Origin of the sequence: Aliiglaciecola sp. 2_MG-2023, from assembly GCF_030548145.1 — a bacterium.
In the GTDB taxonomy this organism is placed as follows: Bacteria; Pseudomonadota; Gammaproteobacteria; order Enterobacterales; family Alteromonadaceae; genus Aliiglaciecola; species Aliiglaciecola lipolytica_A.
Genome location: NZ_JAUORY010000005.1, coordinates 102,852 through 124,613, shown reverse-complemented (window position 1 = coordinate 124,613; position 21,762 = coordinate 102,852). Strand labels below are relative to the sequence as shown.

22 protein-coding genes are annotated in these 21,762 nt (G+C 40.4%); 2 read left to right on the top strand and 20 right to left on the bottom strand.

Annotation, left to right across the window (positions count from 1 at the left end; all coding sequences use genetic code 11):
- Positions 1-46: 46 nt before the first annotated feature.
- From Q4567_RS07125 to yceD, 17 genes are all read right to left on the bottom strand, one after another.
- On the bottom strand, positions 47-1,498 hold the full coding sequence (locus Q4567_RS07125; RefSeq protein ID WP_303499891.1) for an amidohydrolase: 1,452 nt from the start codon (positions 1,496-1,498) through the stop codon (positions 47-49).
- Between the two features lie 2 nt (positions 1,499-1,500).
- Positions 1,501-2,673, bottom strand: a complete 1,173-nt coding sequence (locus tag Q4567_RS07120; RefSeq protein ID WP_216046555.1) for a M14-type cytosolic carboxypeptidase — start codon at positions 2,671-2,673, stop codon at positions 1,501-1,503.
- Between the two features lie 216 nt (positions 2,674-2,889).
- Positions 2,890-3,735, bottom strand: a complete 846-nt coding sequence (locus Q4567_RS07115; RefSeq protein WP_303499889.1) for a 5'-nucleotidase, lipoprotein e(P4) family — start codon at positions 3,733-3,735, stop codon at positions 2,890-2,892.
- A gap of 47 nt (positions 3,736-3,782) precedes the next feature.
- A complete protein-coding gene (locus Q4567_RS07110; RefSeq protein ID WP_303499887.1) occupies positions 3,783-4,556 on the bottom strand; it encodes a glycoside hydrolase family 75 protein in 774 nt (257 codons plus the stop codon).
- Positions 4,557-4,629: 73 nt separating this feature from the next.
- On the bottom strand, positions 4,630-5,403 hold the full coding sequence (locus Q4567_RS07105; RefSeq protein WP_216046552.1) for a TatD family hydrolase: 774 nt from the start codon (positions 5,401-5,403) through the stop codon (positions 4,630-4,632).
- Positions 5,404-5,425: 22 nt separating this feature from the next.
- The gene (holB, locus tag Q4567_RS07100; protein WP_216046551.1) at positions 5,426-6,313 is read right to left on the bottom strand and encodes a DNA polymerase III subunit delta'; all 888 of its coding nucleotides are present in this window, start codon (positions 6,311-6,313) and stop codon (positions 5,426-5,428) included.
- Positions 6,298-6,936, bottom strand: a complete 639-nt coding sequence (tmk, locus tag Q4567_RS07095; RefSeq protein WP_303499886.1) for a dTMP kinase — start codon at positions 6,934-6,936, stop codon at positions 6,298-6,300. The genes holB and tmk overlap by 16 nt, the downstream gene beginning before the upstream one ends.
- 20 nt (positions 6,937-6,956) lie before the next feature.
- Complete coding sequence (gene mltG / locus Q4567_RS07090) at positions 6,957-7,955, bottom strand: endolytic transglycosylase MltG (RefSeq protein ID WP_216046549.1); 999 nt, start codon at positions 7,953-7,955, stop codon at positions 6,957-6,959.
- Positions 7,948-8,781 carry an aminodeoxychorismate lyase gene (gene pabC / locus Q4567_RS07085; protein ID WP_303499885.1) on the bottom strand — a complete coding sequence of 278 codons (834 nt, stop codon included), beginning with the start codon at positions 8,779-8,781 and terminating at the stop codon, positions 7,948-7,950. Before pabC ends, mltG begins: the two co-directional genes overlap by 8 nt.
- A gap of 86 nt (positions 8,782-8,867) precedes the next feature.
- Complete coding sequence (gene fabF / locus Q4567_RS07080) at positions 8,868-10,106, bottom strand: beta-ketoacyl-ACP synthase II (RefSeq protein WP_303499884.1); 1,239 nt, start codon at positions 10,104-10,106, stop codon at positions 8,868-8,870.
- Between the two features lie 77 nt (positions 10,107-10,183).
- On the bottom strand, positions 10,184-10,423 hold the full coding sequence (gene acpP / locus Q4567_RS07075) for an acyl carrier protein (protein ID WP_008844663.1): 240 nt from the start codon (positions 10,421-10,423) through the stop codon (positions 10,184-10,186).
- A 178-nt stretch (positions 10,424-10,601) separates the two neighbouring features.
- On the bottom strand, positions 10,602-11,342 hold the full coding sequence (gene fabG, locus Q4567_RS07070) for a 3-oxoacyl-ACP reductase FabG (RefSeq protein WP_216046546.1): 741 nt from the start codon (positions 11,340-11,342) through the stop codon (positions 10,602-10,604).
- Between the two features lie 12 nt (positions 11,343-11,354).
- A complete protein-coding gene (gene fabD, locus Q4567_RS07065; protein ID WP_216046545.1) occupies positions 11,355-12,284 on the bottom strand; it encodes an ACP S-malonyltransferase in 930 nt (309 codons plus the stop codon).
- A 34-nt stretch (positions 12,285-12,318) separates the two neighbouring features.
- Positions 12,319-13,278: a beta-ketoacyl-ACP synthase III gene (locus Q4567_RS07060; RefSeq protein WP_303499883.1), complete on the bottom strand. Its 960-nt coding sequence runs from the start codon at positions 13,276-13,278 to the stop codon at positions 12,319-12,321.
- Positions 13,279-13,281: 3 nt separating this feature from the next.
- The gene (gene plsX, locus Q4567_RS07055; protein ID WP_216046543.1) at positions 13,282-14,313 is read right to left on the bottom strand and encodes a phosphate acyltransferase PlsX; all 1,032 of its coding nucleotides are present in this window, start codon (positions 14,311-14,313) and stop codon (positions 13,282-13,284) included.
- Between the two features lie 2 nt (positions 14,314-14,315).
- Complete coding sequence (rpmF, locus tag Q4567_RS07050; RefSeq protein ID WP_216046542.1) at positions 14,316-14,486, bottom strand: 50S ribosomal protein L32; 171 nt, start codon at positions 14,484-14,486, stop codon at positions 14,316-14,318.
- 10 nt (positions 14,487-14,496) lie between these two features.
- Entirely contained in the window at positions 14,497-15,030 is a 534-nt protein-coding gene (yceD, locus tag Q4567_RS07045) for a 23S rRNA accumulation protein YceD (RefSeq protein WP_216046541.1), read from the bottom strand.
- Between the two features lie 108 nt (positions 15,031-15,138).
- Here yceD and Q4567_RS07040 point away from each other — a divergent pair, with 108 nt between their 5' ends.
- On the top strand, positions 15,139-15,732 hold the full coding sequence (locus Q4567_RS07040; RefSeq protein WP_303499881.1) for a nucleoside triphosphate pyrophosphatase: 594 nt from the start codon (positions 15,139-15,141) through the stop codon (positions 15,730-15,732).
- Positions 15,733-15,755: 23 nt separating this feature from the next.
- Here Q4567_RS07040 and rluC read toward each other — a convergent pair whose 3' ends face one another.
- Positions 15,756-16,715, bottom strand: a complete 960-nt coding sequence (gene rluC, locus Q4567_RS07035; protein ID WP_216046540.1) for a 23S rRNA pseudouridine(955/2504/2580) synthase RluC — start codon at positions 16,713-16,715, stop codon at positions 15,756-15,758.
- A gap of 723 nt (positions 16,716-17,438) precedes the next feature.
- Here rluC and rne point away from each other — a divergent pair.
- A complete protein-coding gene (gene rne, locus Q4567_RS07030) occupies positions 17,439-20,420 on the top strand; it encodes a ribonuclease E (RefSeq protein ID WP_303499998.1) in 2,982 nt (993 codons plus the stop codon).
- Positions 20,421-20,525: 105 nt separating this feature from the next.
- On the opposite strand, the gene Q4567_RS07025 is transcribed toward rne, so the two are convergent.
- The gene (locus Q4567_RS07025) at positions 20,526-20,987 is read right to left on the bottom strand and encodes a thioesterase family protein (protein ID WP_216046539.1); all 462 of its coding nucleotides are present in this window, start codon (positions 20,985-20,987) and stop codon (positions 20,526-20,528) included.
- On the bottom strand, positions 20,988-21,734 hold the full coding sequence (locus tag Q4567_RS07020) for a rhomboid family intramembrane serine protease (protein WP_216046538.1): 747 nt from the start codon (positions 21,732-21,734) through the stop codon (positions 20,988-20,990). It abuts the gene before it with no gap.
- Between the last annotated feature and the right edge of the window lie 28 nt (positions 21,735-21,762).

The window sequence follows — 21,762 nt, the reverse complement described above, 5'->3', positions numbered from 1 at the left end:
TACTTTTCTCTATCCTAAAAAATTAGCTTAATACAGCTATTAGCACTTATTTTTTTCTATATTCGAGAGCTGGAGCACGATCACCAATCATAGACTTATATTTCAACGAGTCTTTTCTTTCAAGGTATTCTTTTTTCGCTGCTTTAAGATTATCAGGATCCGCGAACAAACTGATTGCGGTTTTCGTTAATACATCACTGGCTAAATACATGCCCTTATATCCGATACCTGTACCACTCATTGCTGAAGCTTGCCAAGTATGGGGGGGTGTTCCTCTTACCCAGGTAGCACTTGAGATTCCTACGGTAGGCACCTGCCAACTAACATCACCCACATCGGTAGAAGCTGACCATACAGTAATTTTTTCACTAAATGGAAGCGCCGTGCTGTGCTCATCATCACTAAAAGAATGGTTTAAGGTTTGACTGATTTTTTTAGCAAATTGTTGTTCATCTTTGGATAATTCAATAGGTTTGGCAGCTAAGATAGCTTGGTCGGCTAACCTAGATAAGGCAACGTTAGGAAGCACACTCCATACACCACCGGTAACTTCGACCTCTACTTTGGTTTGGGTACCAAGTGCAGCACCATTTGCCGCATTAGTGACTCTATCCCACAGAGATAATACCACCGCAGGTTCTGGAGAGCGGACGTAGTAATATACTTCGGCAAACTCAGGAACAATATTTGGCGCTGTGCCACCATGGGTAATAACATAGTGAATACGAGTGCCGTCTGGAACATGCTCCCGCATTAAATTTACCATCATGTTCATAGCTTCCACTCCATCTAACGCAGAACGCCCTTTATCAGGTGCCGCGGCAGCATGTGCCGCTACGCCATAGAAACGAAACTTACCGCTTTTGTTGGCCAGTGAAGTATACGGAGCTGCTGTTGTGCTATCCGATGGATGCCAATGTAAGGCAACGTCCACCTCATTGAACAAACCTTCCCTCACCATATACACTTTACCAGAACCGCCCTCCTCAGCTGGCGTGCCAAACACTTTTATCCGACCTTGTTTGGGGTGTTCATCTAAATAATCAGCTAGCGCCAACGCAGATCCAATTACGCCACCTGCAAACAAGTTGTGGCCACAAGCATGTCCATCATGTACATGATCATTACTTACAATCGGCTGTTTATCAGGTGTATTATTGACTCCCATTCCTGGAAGCGCATCCATTTCAGCGAGTAAACCAATTACTGGTCCACTTTCACCGTATTGTGCAACAAAAGCAGTTGGCATTCCTGCGATCCCTGCTTTTACGGTGAATCCGCGTTCAGTCAGTACTTTTTGCATCAGCGCACTACTATTATGCTCAAGAAAGCCTAATTCAGGTGACTCCCACATGGTCTTAGCAATTTGTTTCATTACCGGTTGGTATTTGTTAGTGGACGTTACATCTTCTTGGTTTTGTGCCAGTGCAACATTTGCAAAACTAGTTATTACACACAATAAACTTGCTGCTATTCCCTGGTTAACTATTTTTTTCATGATTATTTCTCGCAGTTAGTTTGTTTGCAGTTATCGATATAAAAAGATTCTGGTGCCGTGGCAATAAGAGTACTGATCAACGTATTGGCAGCATGCCTAGCAACATAGCGGGTTTTTTCATCCGGTTCATTGTCACCCACTTCGTATGTCACACCGTGTACTTTATAAGTATCGGCAATAAATTGTTTAAAAACCCCTTTTCCAGGAGATGTGCCGGGTTTATCAACCACTTTAAATACACCTTTGGTTTTTTCTTGCAGTGCGGCTAACCAATCTATTACCAAAGATGTAGGAGCAATATTTTCTTCCATCGGAATGCTGTAAAAAACATTGTTATAAGTTGAGTGGAAGTCCATTCCCATCACTATTTTACCGCCGCCTTGGGTGATCTTATCTAAATATGTTTTCACCGCTTTGGTTTCAGGTTGCGAGAAGGTATTCCAATCCCGATTAAGATCTTTATGACCAAGATTATGTCGCCAATGCCCATTCGCAACACCATCAGGATTTAAATTAGGCACAACCAACACATTAAAACGAGATAGAAATGCTTTTTGGCTAGCTGTAGTGGTTAGGAATTCATCTAAAAAAGAAAACATTGCCACCGCCCCAGTTACTTCAGGTGGATGTTGACGGCCAATAAAAACAACCCATTCGGTATTATCTTTATTTTCCAATACGAAAGCTGAAATAGCACGACCTTCAGAAGAGTTGCCTAAACTAAAGGCTTGTATGTTAAATTTATTACCCGCTGATTTGAGCCAAGTTGTGTAAGCATCATTGGGAACGGGTCGTTGAGCTGCAACATAGGTTGGTGTTGAACTAACATCAAGTTCAACTAACATACCCTGCTCATTTGTATCAAATGCTAAACCATTCCAGTTAACTTGATCTTTGCTGACTTTAGGAAGGTACCTGGGTGTATATCCTTCAAAGGTTAATAATATATTTACGGTTTTAGGCACCTTTGTTTGAACACTAAAATAATACCAAGGACTGGGGTTGACGGTCTTATCTTCAGGCATAAAAGTTAGCACGTATTGCCCGCTTTGATTTAATTCGCAATTATCTAAACGTCCTGATTCAAAATTAGCTGAAAAAGACAGCTCCTCAAATTCGCAACCGTTGGCGATAACGGGAGCAAAAGCCAATATAACTAGTAGTATTCGAAACATGAATTCTCCATAAGGTAAACGCAGGTAGGATAATCTAAGCATGGTTATTTTATATTTAGTATTAAAGGTTAAAATTTAATGGCTAATATGGCTCTGTAACGAAAGTGTACAAAAGCCATAATTAGGAAATTTATGGTCAACGATGGTTAATTTAGAGCTTAGGCACATTCGTGCGTAAATTTAAAATGAATACCACATCGATTTTGTGACTAACAATCAAAGTCCCTTGAGGTTTTGAAGTGTTGGTTTGTCTAAAACCTGTATCCATGAACCATAAGTAGGATTGCCTAAAACAAACCATTTCACTCCCCAATTATCTTGGTATTGAGTGACTAATTCTTTTCGCGTAGTTGATGAAATAGCAGATTTCACATTCGGTAAAAAGTCGCCTAGATCATCACCGATCAACATGATGATACGATAGGACTGTGCAACCAATTCACGTCTTGATTGTTTTTCAGAACTCCAAGTTGATTTTTCTTTTTTTAGAAATAATTGCTTAGCATTAACCTGTTTTATGCCTACATTCTTTAGGTTATTTATGGTTTCCTGCTTTTGTGGACAGCTATCTGAAACACTTTTTCTGGCCTTACATTCTCGGTTGGTAATATAAATAATCTCTATACCCATTTGTTGAGCATGGTTGATAAATGCCACTGCTCCTGGAATCTCTGGTGCGGCTTGCATCGCCACCCATTGATCCCATTTTTTTGAGTCATAGGTGTGATTATGCAAAATCATATCAGCTTGAAACTGTGAGTTATCGAGCACTGTTTCATCTATATCTAATACAATAGCTGGTGGTAAATTAGCATAATTATTTTGTTGTTCTACGGCTGAAGTCCAAGTTGTATCATTTAACGCATTGGTTAATTGCAGCTCTGCCGCTTTATAGGTTTGTAGCGCGTTTGCTTGGTATTCTGCAGAGGTTTGCATCCACAAAGTACTATTCAAATTGCTTAACTCATTAGTGGTATCGACTGATGATTCCTTATGGATCACCACACAACCGCTAAGACTCACAACCACGGCAAGACTAAAAAGACCTACTAAAAATCGCATCTACAAAAACTCCTAACTATCTTCTATTTACCATCGTAATGGCACCTTTACATTGATGCTGAACAAGCCAAAAGACTTTCGGCACCACCAACCGATTCTACTAACTCTTTGCCAACACTATGTATTTCTTCAATATCTAATGGCCAAGGATATTTTTTCGACGAATATGGGAATAATACGTAAAGAATATTTCCTTTTGGTTTGCCAGCCCCATTTCGTGGATTTACATTCGTTCCACCAAGATTTTCGGCTAAAGCCATAGATATCTCTCCTAAACTGGCGTTCGAAGGACCCACATCTGCCACTACAAAGGCACTACTTTCACCGGATTTGAGGTTAAAAGCCATGCCAATATCACCTAGGCGGCCTGTCCCTTTTTTACTGTAAAATTTACCGGGAAAAACTAAATACGGAATTTTGGTTGCATCAACATATCGAGACACGTCCAACATATCTTTATTTTTATCAAACAAAGACGTTTTGGATATAAAATAGCCCGCAAACTCACCGTCTTCTTGAATATAGGGCTTTGTTGGATCATTTGGATCTTGAACTAAAACAGAATTCCACCAACTATGGTTTGGATAGCCTGCATTTAAATAATTATCTAACCCCGTATTATCGGGGTGATAAGCGTTTGGCGCACCGTCAGCGTCTATGGCTTTATGTTCAGTTTGAAAAATAAAGGCTGACTTAGATGAATTAAGTAACAACCTTTCTTGTTGGTAATTTTGCCAAGAATCAAAGTCACACTCTACTGCATGAACTAAAAAAAATGGTATTGATAAACAGACTAGGAACGTTTTTAAACGATTTTTCAACTGAAACGACTCCTAACGCTAAATAATTTAAGTACAAACTATAGTCTAAACTAGCCTTATCAGAGATTATTGTTTATCTACGGGTTATTCCATCAAACAAATCGTAAAAGTTTTGAGTTGTCACCGCTGCTAGTTCTTCAACACTCACGCCTTTAAGTTGAGCGATAAATTCGGCCACTTCGACCACATAACCAGGTTGATTTTGTTTGCCACGATAAGGTATTGGAGCCAACCATGGTGAATCAGTTTCAATTAACAACTTGTTTAATGGCAATGCTTTCACTACTGCTTGCAGCTCTTGAGCAGATTTAAACGTAACTATTCCTGAAATCGAAATATAAAAGCCCATTTCAATAGCAGCTTCCGCCATTTCTAAAGATTCAGTAAAACAGTGCAGAACGCCTTTAGTATGTTCAGCTTTGTGTTCTCGTAACAACGCTAAAGTATCTTCACGGGCATCACGAGTATGAATAATCAGTGGTTTCGATAACTCGTTGGCAACTTTTATATGATCAACAAAAGATACCAGCTGTACCTCTTTGGTGTCGCTACTGTAGAAGTAGTCTAAACCAGTTTCACCCACAGCCACCACCTCGGGTCTTGACGCCATGGCTAATAAGTCAGCATAACTGCATGCATCTTCTTGATGCAGTGGATGAACTCCGCAGGATACAGAAACGTCATCAAGTTCAGTGACTTTAGATAACATTTGTGGGAAGTCTTTTACCGACACAGCCACACATAGAAAGTGTTCAACTCCGCGCTGTTTAGCAAAGTGAATAACCTCTTTAAGTTCTGCGCTTGTTTTGTCTAATTTGTCTAAATGACAATGGGAATCAACAAACAAAAATAACTCCTCTTATAATTTTTTATTGGCTAATTAACCGACGATAATCCGTCAACATATCAGATAATATCAACAAACGATTCACGCCGGGATTTTGCAAAGCAATTGAGGCTTTTATTAATTTATCTTCTAGCTTCCATAACAAGCTATTATGCAGTCCCGTCATAGCTAGTTGTGACAAATCATATTGCAGCCATAAAACCACTTGTTCTGCTTCTTTTTGCCACTTTTCTGCGAGTGCTAAAGTGCTGGTTTGTGCTTTTTTTAACTCATCTAAAGACTGCGTGAAATCAGTAAAAGTAAAACCTTCTTTATTGGCCAGCTGAGAAATGATTTTTAATGGGCATTGACCATAAATACGAATTATATCGTCGTTAACACCTGCAACATTTTGGGAGGCTAACCACTGTTTACACTGCTGAAAACTCGGCGCGTGTAAATTGACTTTTTCGCAACGACTGATAATCGTAGGCAATAAGCGTTCAGGATAAGCGGAAACTAAAAATAAAAATGTATTTTCCGTGGGCTCTTCTAAGGTTTTTAAAAGTGCATTTGCAGCAGACTCAGTCATGCTTTCTGCCTGCTCTATAATTAACGTCTTATTACCCGATAGATGGGCTGTGCTAGTCAGCTTTTGAATCGCAACACGAATCAGATCCACACCAATTTGTTTCTCAGATACAACGCGATGCAAATCAGGGTGCGATTGTGCATCGAAAAGTGTACAAGATTGACAACTCCCACAAGGCTTGTTTGAGAGACTTTTACATAAAATGGATTTAGCTAATTGATTACAGAAATCGGTTTTGCCAATTCCCACCGGTCCCTTAACTAAAAGAGCATGATGCAAACTACTATTTTGCGCACGTTGACTAAGTTGTCGATAGGTTTCATCTAACCAAGGGTACACGATTGATCCTTTAAAAAGGTCGTTAAAGCCGTCTTAATATCTCGATGTACCAATTCGATTTTCTGCATTGTATTGATTGTGAAAATGCTGTCATCTTGCTCACACAATTGTAGATATCGATTTCTGGTCCGCTCAAAAAAAGAAATGTCTTCCAACTCTATTCTATCAAGCTCTCCCCTGCCTCTAGCTCGTTTCAAGCCTTCAGTTGGCTCAACATCCAAATACAACGTAAAGTCAGGTTTAAAGCCATTCAATGATAATTGACTTAAGGTAGTCATCTTTTGGCTTGAAATACCTCGTCCGCCACCTTGATAGGCTTGAGAAGATAAATCGTGACGATCACCAATCACCCAACGCCCTTGGGCTAAATTTGGTTTGATGACATTTTCAAGCAATTGCACACGAGCGGCATACATTAATAACAATTCGGCTTCAATTGTCACTTTTTCCTGCCAAGCATGTTTTACACATTCACGAATAGATTCAGCCATAGGCGTACCACCAGGTTCACGGGTACAAACCACCTCTAATCCCGATAGTTCGAGCTGTTCTTTGACCGTGGCGATTGCGCTGCTTTTACCCGCACCTTCTAGGCCTTCAATAACAATAAATTTACCAGACATTCAATTAGTTACTTTTACTTCTATTTAAGTTGATATTGCCTTACGGCTCGGTTGTGTTCTTTTAAGGTTTCTGAGAAATAATGGGTGCCATCACCTTTGGACACAAAATAGTATTCTTCTGTATACAATGGGTGCAATACGGCATCGATACTTAGTTTGCTTGGCATTGCTATGGGCGTTGGAGGTAATCGCTTAATAACATACGTATTATAAGGAGTAGCTTGTCTCAGATCTTTGCGTCTAATATTACCATCAAATGCATCGCCCATTCCATAGATTACAGTAGGGTCTGTTTGTAAACGCATTCCACGATTGAGCCGATTAACAAAGACCGCAGCGATTCTTGGACGTTCAATTGGCACCCCTGTTTCCTTTTCCACAATCGAAGCCATAATTAATGCCTCGTAAGGATTATTGTAGGGTAAATCCATTTGTCTGGTTTGCCATGCACTGGTTAAGTAGTTTTTTAATGCTACATGGGCCGTTTTTACAATGTCTTCTACTTTGGTGCCATTGGTAAAGTGATATGTATCTGCCAATAGCCATCCTTCTATAGACTGACCCGGTAAATCAGGGGACAACATCTCCAGCCATTGCTCGTCAGTTTTTGTTGATTTGATTAAATGCGGGTGATTGTTTAATTGCACTAACCAATCTTGCCAACGTAGGCCTTCAATTAAGCTTATTTGATAGGTTTTTTCCAATCCTCTGGATAATTTATCAAACATATTGCGCGCGCTCATTCCTAAACTCAACTCATAGGTTCCGGCTTTGATTTGACTTAGTTCTGGTTCGAGTTTTAATGCAGCTTTAATAAGCACCGGATGCTTTAGTATTGAGCGTTCATATAACTTATTTATTACGGAGTGGGCGTATTGTCCTTTTTCGACCACCAAAATTTGACTACCCACTATATTCAACGGGTTGTTAAACGCGGTGTTTATCTGATACACCAATACTATCATGACAGCAAAACTTAACACTATGGTCGCTAATAAAAACTTTAACCACCTACTCATTTAAAACTACCTCGTGTTGATTGGTACTGAACCAATCAGAAAAGACACTTTGAGTGCTATCTAACATTAATTTTTGTCCGTCAATAACGAAGGTTTTGACTTTGATAATTTTCATAAGGCTATTGGATATAAATGCTTCATCGCAATCGAGTAACGACTGCAAAGGATGATTTGATATGGCCAAAGGCACCTTAGATTTCCCCATTACATTAACAATATGGTTACGCATAACGCCGGAAACACCGCAATTATCTAAGTTTGGTGTAAACCACTGTGTTCCTTTGCGCCAAAACAGATTCGCTGCGCTACACTCAATAACATGCGAATCTGTGTCACACACAATAACATCATCAACCTGCATGTTTCGCATTTCGTGTTTAATTAATACTTGTTCTAATCGATTTAAATGTTTAATACCGGCTAATAAAGGTTGTTTAGCTAGTTGGATAGTGCTTAACCCTAGCGTCAAACCTTGTCGACTTAATTCTGCGTAGTGTTTAGGCATGTCAGAAACACTCAAATAGCAGTGTGGCGACGTGACTCCAGCGGTATCATAACCTCGGCCTCCATACCCTCTGGAAATGACTGCCTTTACAACCTGGTTTTCATGAATTAACCCAAACTGTTCAAGCTTACCTTGCAAACTATGCCAATTTGTAAAATCGATTTTTAATCGAGCACACCCCTCTTTTAATCTCGCTATATGTGCATTTAACAGTTCAATTTTATTATTTGTTACACACATGGTCGTAAAACAACCGTCACCATAGGTTGCAATCCTATCGCTGCTTGATATACGGTCATTAGAGGAAATTTCGATTATCATTTTTTACCAACAAAAAAGCCCAGTAAGAACTGGGCTTAATCTTAAACTATTGAATGTGCTAAGCAATAATTCAATTTAAAATGATACTACATTCTTTTAAATAACAAAGAACCGTTAGTACCACCGAAACCAAACGAATTACACAATGCATATTCCATACTAACTTTTCTTGCCGTATTAGCAACAAAGTCTAAGTCACAACCTTCACCTGGATTATCCAAGTTGATTGTGGGAGGCGCAATCTGATCACGCAAGGCTAACAGCGTAAAGATTCCCTCTACTGAACCGGCCGCACCAAGTAAATGACCTGTCATTGACTTAGTTGAACTGACCAGAACTTTATCTGTAGCAGCACCGAAAATACGTTTTACCGCAGCGACTTCAGCCTTATCACCTGCAGGTGTAGAAGTACCATGAGCATTAATATAACCGATTTCCGTAGCCGGTAGATTGGCATCGTTTAATGCATTTTCCATCGCAGCTGCTGCACCTTCACCATCAGGTGGAGGAGAAGTCATGTGGTAGGCATCACCGCTCATACCAAAACCAACTAACTCGGCATAAATGGTTGCACCTCTAGCCACAGCTTGTTCGTACTCTTCAAGCATAACAACCCCTGCACCCTCACCCATAACAAAACCATCTCGGTCTTTGTCCCAAGGGCGGCTAGCTTTAGTCGGGTCATCGTTGCGTGTTGATAATGCTCTTGCTGCTGCAAATCCACCTAATCCCAAAGGTGAAATTGAAGACTCGGCACCGCCTGCTAACATTGCATCGGCATCACCATAAGCGATAGTGCGAGCTGCTATACCAATATTGTGTACGCCGGTAGTACAAGCGGTAACAATATTTAAATTTGGGCCTTTCAGTCCTTCAAAAATAGATAAGAAGCCTGAAATCATATTAGTAATAGTGGCAGGAACAAAAAAAGGAGTTAGTTTTCGTGGACCACCGGCTAACATTTTCTTATGGTTTTCTTCGATAAGGCCTAAACCACCGATACCGGAACCAATTGCCACACCTACTCTTTTCGCATTTTCAGCTGTTATTTCTAACTTCGAGTCGGCTAAGGCTTGTTTTCCCGCAGCTATTCCTAATTGAATAAAGCGGTCCATCTTTTTTGTTTCTTTCTTGGGGATATAACTTTCCACATCAAAATCTTGAATCTCACCGGCAAACCGAGTGCTAAAATCAGATGTATCAAATGATGTGATGGGACCTATTCCACTTTTACCTTGTAAAATGCCTTCCCATGTAGTGTTGGTGTCTCCACCTAATGGTGTCAGCATGCCAAGACCAGTTACTACTACGCGACGTTTAGACACATAGGCCTCCGCATAAAATTCATTATTTTAAGTATAAAGAAGAAAACGGCCCAGATTGAGCCGTTTATAGGAGTATCTTACGCGTCTTTATTAGCGTTAACGTAGTCGATTGCAGATTGAACTGTAGTAATTTTCTCAGCTTCTTCATCTGGAATCTCAGTATCAAACTCTTCTTCCAAAGCCATTACCAATTCAACAGTGTCTAATGAATCTGCACCCAAATCATCCACAAATGACGCTTCAGCTTTTACTTCTTCTTCTTTAACGCCCAATTGCTCGACGATGATTTTTTTAACGCGCTCTTCGATGTTACTCATGATTCTAGTTTTCCCTATAAGTAGCTAGAGTTTAAATTTCCGGTAGTTTATTCAGCTAGCCTCTGTCTTGCAAGCAAGACAATTAACTTTTTATCTGGTCAAACCACCGAATCAAATTAGTCTAATAAACAATATATTATCAATCAACCTTAAAAAGCATGACTGTTTAATATGTCTATTAGCCCATATACATACCGCCGTTTACATGGATAGTTTCACCCGTAATGTAAGCAGCATTATCACTTACTAAAAAGCTAACAGCGGCGGCAATCTCTTTTGGCGAACCTAATCTGTTAGCTGGAATATCTTTAAAAATGGCTTCTTTTTGCTCGTCAGTCAATGACTTTGTCATATCTGTATCAATAAAACCTGGCGCGACAACATTTACTGTGATGCCTCGTGAAGCAACTTCACGTGCTGTAGATTTACTAAAACCTATCACACCCGCTTTAGCTGCAGCGTAGTTTGCTTGCCCTGCGTTACCAGTGGTTCCAACAACTGAACCAATATTGACGATTCTACCATTGCGTTTTTTCATCATGCCACGTAAAACCGCTTTAGTCAGTTTAAAAATAGGAGTTAGGTTAGTATTTATAATATCTTCCCATTCCTGATCTTTCATTCGCATCAACAAATTATCACGTGTCACACCTGCATTATTCACTAAAATATCGATTTCGCCATGATTTTCTTTAATTTTAGCTAATACTTCATCAAGAGATGCCTGATCAGTTACGTTTAACGTTAGACCTTGACCACCGAATTTAGACAGGTATTCAGTAATTGAGTCAGCACCTTTATCAGATGTGGCTGTGCCAATTACCACAGCTCCTTGTTCTGCAAGTGACTCTGCGATAGCACGTCCAATACCTCGACTTGCCCCAGTTACCAGAGCAACTTTTCCGTTTAAATCGTTCATTTTAATACCCTATTACAGTAGATTTTGGACTGATTCGACCGTGTTCAAAGCGTCTGTTTCTATGGATTTATTGATACGTTTTATAAGACCAATAAGTACTTTTCCCGGCCCGACTTCGTATATTTTTTCAACATTTTGACTAGCTAAAGACTCAATAGTCTCTGTCCATCTGACCGGACAATAAAGCTGTCTTACAAGTGCGTCTTTAATGCTATTTGCGTCTTTAGGTGAATTTACATCGACATTATTAATGACCGCAACACTCGGTTCTGCAAATGCAATTGACTCAATTAACCCAGCTAACTTTTCAGCTGCCGGCTTCATTAATGCGCAGTGCGAAGGCACACTAACCGATAGTGGTAAGGCTCTTTTTGCACCCGCTTCTTTACACAAATTTGCTGCGACTTCTGCAGCTGAGGTAGTTCCGGCGATAACCACTTGTCCAGGTGAATTAAAATTCACCGCTGAAACAACTTCACCAGTTTGTTGTTGCGCCTTTTCACAAGCTTCTAGAATTAAATCATCTGCCAAGCCTATGATGGCATACATAGCCCCTTCACCTGCTGGGACAGCTTGTTGCATGAATTGTCCTCTAGCTTCGACTAATTTGACGGCTTCTTTTAAGCCAATCACATCGGCACACACTAGCGCAGAATATTCACCTAAACTGTGCCCAGCCATATAGTCTGGCTTGGCGTAACCTAAATCCATGAGTAATCTGTAGATTGCCACGCTCGCTGTAAGGAGCGCAGGCTGAGTTATATGGGTTTGATTCAGTTGCTGATTTTCATCATGTTGCACTAAATCCCATAAATCATAACCTAAGGCTTCAGAAGCTTCACTAAAAGTCGTTTGAATTTGTGGATACTTCGCAGCCAGATCGGCTAACATTCCAACTGTTTGAGATCCCTGACCGGGAAACACAAAAGCTTGTTTAGTCATAAATCATACCTTGGGTGTATTTAAACAAAAGTAATTAATATTTTACGAGCGCTGCTGCCCAGGCGAATCCACCACCAAATGCTTCTAACAATAGATTTTGGCCACGTTGTATACGCCCATCTCGTATTGCTTTATCTAGTGCTGTTGGCACTGTTGCAGCAGATGTATTACCGTAATTTTCTAAGGTTAGAACAACTTGGTCCAAAGACATTTCTAACTTTTTGGCCGTTGCTTTAATAATCCGGAAGTTTGCTTGGTGAGGAACCAACCAATCTAAATCCGATTTTTCCATATTATTTGCTTTTAAAGTCAGCTCGACGACTTCACTAAGTTTAGTGACAGCGACTCTAAAGACTTCATTTCCTTTCATGCTACCCCAGTTTTCATGCACAGATTGTTCATTGCCATGTTCAACATGTCCAATTTGTAACAAGTCTCCGTAGGAGCCAGCAGCATTAATATGAGTTGACAGAATACCAGGCTCTTCACTGGCTTCAAGCAGTGTTGCGCCAGCAGCATCGCCAAACAAAATCAGCATTGATCGATCTTCGGGATTGATCATTCGAGACAAACAATCCGTCCCAATAACTAAAACCCGTTTAACCATGCCTGTTTTAATGTATTGATCTGCAACACTCAGGGCATAACAATAGCCAGCGCATGCAGCAGCGATATCAAACGCAGGGATGCCGTCAATATCTAATGCTTTTTGTATTTCACAGGCGGTGCTAGGAAGAGCGTATCGTCCGCTTGTCGTGGCACACACAATCATATCTATAGAGCGTTTATCAATACCTGCAGCTTCAATGGCTTTAAGCGATGCCTCATATCCCATTGTTGCAGCAGTTTCATCCGCTCCTATAATTCTTCTTTCTTTTATTCCCGTTCGATCGGTTATCCACTCATCAGTCGTATCTACCATCATCTCGAGATCTGCGTTGGTACGAACTTCTGCAGGGTAATAACTTCCAGTACCTATTATTCTTGAGTACATATTTTAAGAGCGCTCCATTAAAACGGATTCAATTTTATCTTTTATTTTTTTCGGAACTTGCCGTTGTACTTCTTGTTCAGCTTCCTTAATCGCAAACAAGAAAGCATCCGAAGAAGCATTACCATGGCTCTTGACCACAATTCCGCGCAATCCTATCAGACTAGCGCCGTTGTACTGGTCGGGGTTCACCCTTCGATAGATTTTTCTTAACAGTGGAAGGGCTATTTTGGCTAATAATTTTGTCCACCAGTTTTCATTGGATACGCGCTTAGCTTCTTCTAAAACAAGGGTCGCTAAACCTTCACAAGCTTTCAAAGCGATATTGCCAACAAAGCCATCAGTTACCACAACGTCAGCACAATTAGTAAAGATATCATTACCTTCGACAAAACCAGTATAATTTATTCCTGGGGCTTGTTGTAACAACTGGGCAGTAAATTTTACTTGGTCATTGCCTTTAATTTGTTCTTCACCAACATTTAGCAAAGCCACTCTTGGATTATCAACTCCAGCGACTTCCTGTGCTAAAACCGATCCCATAACCGCATATTGAAATAAGGTTTCTGAATCACAATTAACATTAGCCCCTAAATCCAATAGAAACAACTTATGATGATCATCAGTGGGTAATGCAGATACTAAGGCTGGCCGGTCAATACCTGGTAAGGTTTTTAACACATGATAAGCAATAGCCAATAGCGCACCAGTATTACCGGCACTAACGCATGCATCAGCATCACCGCACTCTACTCTTTCCAAAGCACGGCGCATGGACGAATCTTTTTTATTTCGCAGGGCTGAACTTGGTCTTTCATCCATAGCAACATGTTCTGAGCAATGCTGAATTTCAACACGTTCTTGGATTGATCTATTTTGGGTGCTAATAACTTTGGAAATGATTTGTTCATCACCACAAAGTATAAAATGCAAATGGGGAATTTCGTGCAGTGCTTTTAAAGCAGCAGGAAGAGTTACATGGGGGCCGTTGTCGCCCCCCATAATATCTAACGCAATGGTTAGACGGCTAAAAGTCATTGCTAGTCAGCGATAACTTTTTTGCCTTTGTAGTAACCGTCAACAGTCACGTGATGACGAAGATGCGTCTCACCTGAAGTTGAATCTACAGACAAAGTCGCTCCAGTCAAAGAATCGTGTGCACGACGCATACCACGCTTTGAACGAGTTTTCTTGTTCTTTTGTACAGCCATTACATTACTCCTAGTCTCGCTTAAGTTCTTTCAAAACCGCGAAAGGGTTTGGACGTTCATCGGCCGGTTCAATCTTACCAAACTGCATCTCATCCCGCTTTATTTTGCAATCCTCCTCTGCATGAAGGGCGACAATAGGCAAAGACAATATTAGTTCATCCTCGAACAACTGCAGTAGATTGATTTCTCCATGGTCATTGACCTCTACCGGTTCGTAAATGTCCGGCAATTCAACTGCATCATCTGTTTCAACTGCTTTCCGTCTAATCGGACTAAAACAAAATGATGTGTGAATTGAATGAGCAAATTGCTCATTACATCTCTGACAGACAAGCTCCACTGATGTTGATAGTTGTCCTTGAAAAAAATTCAGACCCTGCTCGTCTTTATCGAATCTTACTTCAGCTTCAACAGTATCAGCAGCGGTGGCCACTGCGCTAAGAAAACGCGCCATGTCAGAAGTCATCATCACACCCTGATAATCAGAGCGTTTTGTAGCACTTTTGACTGGTTCGATAAACTTGGGCAATTTCACTTTCTGCATAGGGCGCGCATAATATAGATTGTAAAGCCGTTAGTCAAAGGAAAATATAGCTAAAAGTACCCTATTCCCTATAATAATTAAGACTTTTTATTAACAGAACGGAAAATTGTGAAAATTGTACTCGCTTCCACTTCGATATATCGTAAAGCGCTCCTTGATAAACTGCAACTCGATTTCACTTGCCACAAACCAAATGTTGTTGAAAGCCGTAAACCTAATGAATCAGCGAAACAGATGTCGTTACGATTAGCGCAAGCAAAAGCTGAAGAAGTGGCTGAGCATTATAATAGCGGACTAATAATAGGTTCGGATCAAACCGCAAGTTTGGATAATGAGATATTAGGAAAACCAGGGAATGCTAAAAACGCTAAAGCACAATTGCAACAATGCCGCGGTAAAGACGTCACATTTTACACCGGTTTAAGTGTTATTGAGGCGGCCAGCAAAAAACAAATATCTATAGTAGAAGAATTCAAAGTAAGTTTTAGAGACTTAACTGACAAGCAAATTGATAGTTACATTGCCAAAGAAGCCCCTTTTGACTGTGCCGGTAGTTTTAAATGCGAAGGTTTAGGCATTAGTCTGTTTACCCAATTACAGGGGCGAGATCCGAATTGCTTAGTTGGCCTGCCACTGATTGCCCTATGCGATGTATTAGCTGAATTTAAAATCGATGTGCTTACATTAAACTCGCAAGTTTAGATTATTTCACAACGCAGTGAAATTTAGGCTTCTCGTTTTCTTAATTCTTTGAGCGCATTGCTTAATGAACTATCCAGATTAGCCGTGTGACTCATTTGCTTTCCGCTAACTGGGTGCACGTATAATATTCGATGCGCATGTAAAAATAATCTATTCAGACCTAGTTTTGTCATGTAATGATTAAACTCTTCGTCCTTATACTTGCTGTCACAGGCAATTGGATGGCCAGCGTGTTGACAGTGCACGCGTATTTGATGAGTCCGTCCAGTAATCGGTGATGCTTCAACTAATGTGGCTTGGGCAAACGATTCTAAAATACGAAATCGAGTTTCAGACTCTTTGCCTTCTGTAGAAACAGATACTATACGTTCGCCAGATTTTACAATATTTTTAAGTAATGGCGCTTTTACTTTAAAGCGATTTTCAGGCCAGTGCCCTTGAACCAATGCTTGGTATCGCTTATCAACCGTTTTTTCACGTAGTTGTTCGTGTAAGTGTTTTAGCGCAGAACGTTTTTTAGCTATTAATAGACAACCTGATGTATCTCTATCTAGGCGATGCACTAACTCAAGGAACTTAGCCGTAGGACGTAACGCACGTAACGCCTCTATCACTCCAAAACTTAAACCACTGCCACCATGCACTGCCATTCCGGATGGTTTGTTAACTACAATTAACACTTCATCTTCAAATAAAATGTGTGATTCTAAAGTTGCTACTTTATCAAGCTTAGTAGAAGGAGCTTGGTTATTGGATTCAGACACTCTGATGGGAGGTAACCGAATCTCATCTGCGTCAACTAATTTATATTCAGGTTTGACACGTTTTTTATTCACGCGTACTTCGCCTTTACGCAAAATTCGGTAAATCATACTTTTTGGAACGCCTTTTAACAAAGTACGTAAAAAGTTATCAATTCTCTGCCCCTCGTGCTCAGCGTCGATTGCTAAAAATTGTACTTTATCAAAGTTTGAATCCGTCATTTAAGGGCCCGTAGAATTTTGCTATATGAGTTTCGATTTAGCCTAACGCAGTTTGATTGCGACGCTGATTTGACAGCCCAGTGGTCAAACGCTAGCTTTTAGCAATATAGTCCATCAGGCTCAGCGCCTATTCTAACTTAAATATTTAAATTAGGTTTAAAATTTTAATTGCTTGCCAGAGTGTTAGGTTTAATGTGATAATCCTACCGTTTAGCTGGCTTTGCAGTTGCATAGCAGTAAACAATGCGATGAAAATTAGAATTTGTATGGCATCAACGAAATAAAATTCGTAACACATAATGATGCATTGCTGCTGTCGAAGTGAGTATTTTTTCGATTGGTTGAGCAAGCAAATTCACATCTCATCATGCGATATACAATAAAAAAGTACCAATCGCAGAATAGTAAGAATTGAATTTGGCAACAAACTGATGTGTTTTGTTTAACATCACGTCAGTTTGGAAAGATAGACAAAAAATTTATTGGGGTGAGGCGTTTCACCCAAGGGTCTGAAGTTAAAATTACAACTCGTAAAACTTTAGTTTCCCTAATGAAATCATATGCTTAAGGTAACACCTTGGCACATCCAAACGCGCACAAGATCTGTTTTTACAGTCGTGAGACTGAAAGTGATTTCAGCTTGATGCAGCTTGCAAGCCACGTTTTTCAGTTCTAAATTATTCCGCATTCGGTACTAAAACCGAGTCTTATACAATGAAAAGAATGTTAATAAACGCTACTCAACAAGAAGAGTTGCGTGTTGCATTGGTCGATGGACAAAAGCTTTATGATCTTGATATCGAAAGCCCTGGACACGAGCAAAAAAAAGCCAATATCTATAAAGGAACTATCACCCGCGTTGAACCCAGTTTAGAAGCTGCATTTGTTGATTACGGTGCAGATCGACACGGTTTCCTCCCTCTAAAAGAAATAGCAAAAACTTACTTTCCACAAGGTTATAAGTTTGACGGTCGCCCAAGCATCAAAGATGTGATTAAGGAAGGCCAAGAAGTTATCATCCAAATAGATAAAGAAGAGCGCGGACAAAAAGGTGCCGCACTGACAACCTTTATTAGTTTGGCTGGTAGCTATTTAGTATTAATGCCTAATAATCCTCGTGCAGGCGGTATATCTCGTCGTATCGAAGGTGATGAGCGAACCGATTTAAAACAATCGTTGAATAAGCTTGAATTACCTGATGGCATGGGCTTAATCGTTAGAACCGCAGGCGTAGGTAAATCCTTTGAAGAACTCGAGCATGATTTAAATGTGCTAATTCGTCATTGGAATGCCATTTCAGAAGCGTCTGAAACCAAACCTGCCCCTTTCCTTATTCACCAAGAAAGTAACGTTATTGTAAGAGCTATTCGTGACTATTTGCGTCGTGATGTAGGTGAAATCTTAATTGATAGCCAAGAAGTGTTTGAAAAAGCACTACAGCACATTCAACTCGTTCGACCCGACTTTGCCAGTCGCGTTAAGCAATATAAAGGTGATGTACCACTTTTTAGTCATTATCAGATAGAAACCCAAATCGAATCAGCTTTCCAACGTGAAGTGCGCTTACCATCAGGTGGCTCAATTGTAATTGACCCAACTGAAGCAATGATTTCAATTGATATCAACTCTGCACGGGCAACAAAAGGCGGCGATATCGAAGAGACAGCGTTCAATACTAACCTTGAAGCTGCTGATGAAATTGCCCGTCAATTAAGATTACGTGATGCCGGTGGCCTTGTGGTTATCGACTTTATCGATATGACACCTGTTCGTCACCAAAGAGAAGTAGAAAATCGTCTTAAAGATGCCGTCAGACATGACCGAGCAAGAATTCAATTGGGCCGAATTTCACGTTTCGGTTTATTAGAAATGTCTCGTCAAAGGTTACGTCCGTCCCTCGGTGAGTCAGCACATATAGTGTGTCCTCGTTGTAGTGGTCACGGTAATATCCGTGGTACTGAATCATTAGCGCTTTCTGTTCTTCGCATCATGGAAGAAGAGAGTATTAAAGACAACACCGGACAAATAGAAGCACAATTGCCCGTCAATGTAGCTACCTACTTGTTAAATGAAAAAAGACGTTCAATTCAATCTATTGAAAAGCGTCACGGTGTAAACTTACTTATTATTCCAAATCCTAATTTGCAAACGCCGCATTATCATGTAGCCCGCAGACGTCCAGACGATACAGTTACTGAGGCGAGTTATAATATTGAGTTAATGGAAACCCAATCTTCAGAGGTTGATAACCCTACACAGGAAATTAAACCTAAAGAGCAACCAGTATTACAAGGTTTAGCCGCGCCTCAACAAGCGCCTGTTACAGCCAAAGCTGAAGAGCCAACATTGATTGCTAAGGTTTCTAAATGGTTGTCAGGTCTATTTGAAAGTGAACCTGAAACAACTACCAAAAAACCAAGTACAAATACGCAAAACAAACGTCCACAGCGCAATAGCCGTAGTCGTAATGAGCGCTCTGGTAACCGCAAACCTAAAGCTTCTGATCGCAAAGACAAGTCAGATCGTAATGACAAACCTCAAGCTGAAAAGCGTGATCAAAAGCCAAAACAACGTCGCGACAATCGTAATAAATCTCAAGAAGCAAAAACAAATGATGCAGCTAAAGAGAACGTAACCAGTCAAAATCAACCGGAACGTAAAAACGAAAAAGTTGCTGAACGTAGAAAAAGACGCGATACCCGTCGAAATGTCCGTGGTGAGAAAACTGAAAATGAAAAAGCAGTAGCTCAGCCGCAAGCAGAGACAGCTAAAAACACGCAGCCTAAAGTAAAAGTTGAAGACGTTAAGAATGATGAACTAATCAATTCAACCCAAGCTGAAGCAAACAATTCTGTTGTGGATGAATCTGTCAATACAGAGACTAAAGACGAAGGGCAAACAGAGCGCAGTAGAAGTAGACGCTCTCCTCGACACATCCGAGCTGCGGGTCAAAAACGCAGAAAAGAAGGTGCAGGAGTTGAAGAAACAAATGAAACTGATAACGCCGAAAAGCCTGTTGTTGATGTAGCTCAAGACGAACTTAAGTTTGAGTCCCATGATACACCGTCTGAGCAACCAAACGATGCATCAGAAACAGCTAAAGCGGAAAAACCTAAAGCTAAACCTCGTACCAGAAGACGTCCGAAGAAAGTCGAAGAGAGTAACGCTGAGTCAACTGCTCCTGAGCAAAATAAAGATGAGTCTTCAAAACAGGATGTTGCTGAAGCGAAAGCTGAAACTGCTACTGAACAAGCAAAAGAACCGGTTAAAGCCGCTAAGCCTGTGAAGGAAAAAGCAGCTCAACCTGAGCAAGTGGAAATTCAGTTGGACGCAGATAATTCTGATGCGCCAGTTCAGCAGGCTAAGGAAAAAGTTGAAGAAGCGGCTCCCGCCCCTACCGAAACTATAGCGCCGATTAAAGTTGACGCTGAACAGCAACAAGAGACGCCAAAACCGACTGAAGTTGAAGAAGTAGCAAGCAAACCAAAGCCTGCGAAAAAACCTAAAGTAACGGTGACTAAAGCTCCTGTTTCACATCCAATGGCGAAGCCTAAAGCGATTGACACTGATTTCAATGAAATTGAAATTAAAGCATTAGCTGCAGATAAACGAGCGGGCCTGAAAGTATCAGGAAAAACCGCATCAATGGCTAATACTGCAAACAGCTCTGCTGCTGCAGCAACCAAGCCAGGATCTGTCGCCTAAATAGACACAAGCGTTAAACCTTAAAACGCCGGTGAATTTTCATTCACCGGCGTTTTTTTATGTGTACTAGTTGTTTTGTTTCTAAATTCAGCATTTGCTTAATATTTAACTATCAATAGAGCCGGCCAAGTTTACGCAAACTCCAGCAGAACCGTGAAGCAAGGTCTGTTTTAAATTTTGTTTAATTTCTGTCTTTTTATAAGTGCTAGCATCTACCATCACATAAATCACCTCAGCAAGGCATATAGGTTGCCTGCTACCCTGCTGACACATTTCAACATGTAATGTGAAAGAAGTATTCCCCACTTTTGAGACCCAAACACTCATTTCGATCACATCATCAAATTTTGCAGGGCTTTGCCAGCTTAAATTTAAATTAACAACTTGGTTATCTAAACCTTGTTCTAGCAGTTTATTAAAGCCACCAATTGCTGCCCGCATAAACTCGGTAGCAGCTAAATCGGCATATTCCGCATATCGACTATTAAACACAACTTGTTGAGCGTCACATTCAGCGTAACGAACTCTTATCAACACTTTCATCGGTATATTGGCAGAATTGGGCATCTAGTCATCCTCTGTTCGTATAGGGTTTGTTTTAACTTTTTCGGAATCGCTTACATCAGTTGTTAATTCAATTAAATCTTTTTCATCGTCGACGATAGGGTCGGATTGTCGAGCGCTTAACCACTGCTCACCGATTATTGGATCATCGGCATTTTCTGGATCTTCCCATTCGTATCTTTTAATTATCGGTTTAGGGTCAAGTTTTCGCCAAAGTAACGCACTAACTATTCCAGCAACAGCGCCAAATAAATGATATTCAAAAGAGATATTTTCTTGCCGTGGGAAAATGGTCATGGTCATTCCACCGTACATAAAAAATGCAGCCATCATAATGGCGATTGAGCTCTTATCTCGTCTAAATAAGCTAACAACAAATAAGTAGAAAAACACACCGTGGGTTAATCCACTGGCTCCAAGATGATAAGCATTTCTGGCGAAAAGCCATACGCATACGCCAGAAAATAACCAAACAAATAGGATGACTCGCCAGCGTGAACGGGGATATCCGTATATTAGGAATACTCCTAGAATCAGCAAAGACAAGGTATTATTAAATAGATGTTCTACTGATCCATGTACCAAAGGTGCGGTAATTATTCCCAATAAACCTTTTGTAGAATGTGGGTAAACGCCTAACCAACTAAGGTCGACATGAAATAATATTTCAAAGGATTTAATGCACCATAAAAAGCCAATAAAAAAGCTGATTGTAATGATACTTGTTTTAAAAGATGGCTTTGTCTTCATTGTTTAATGATATGGGCATTTTGCCTAA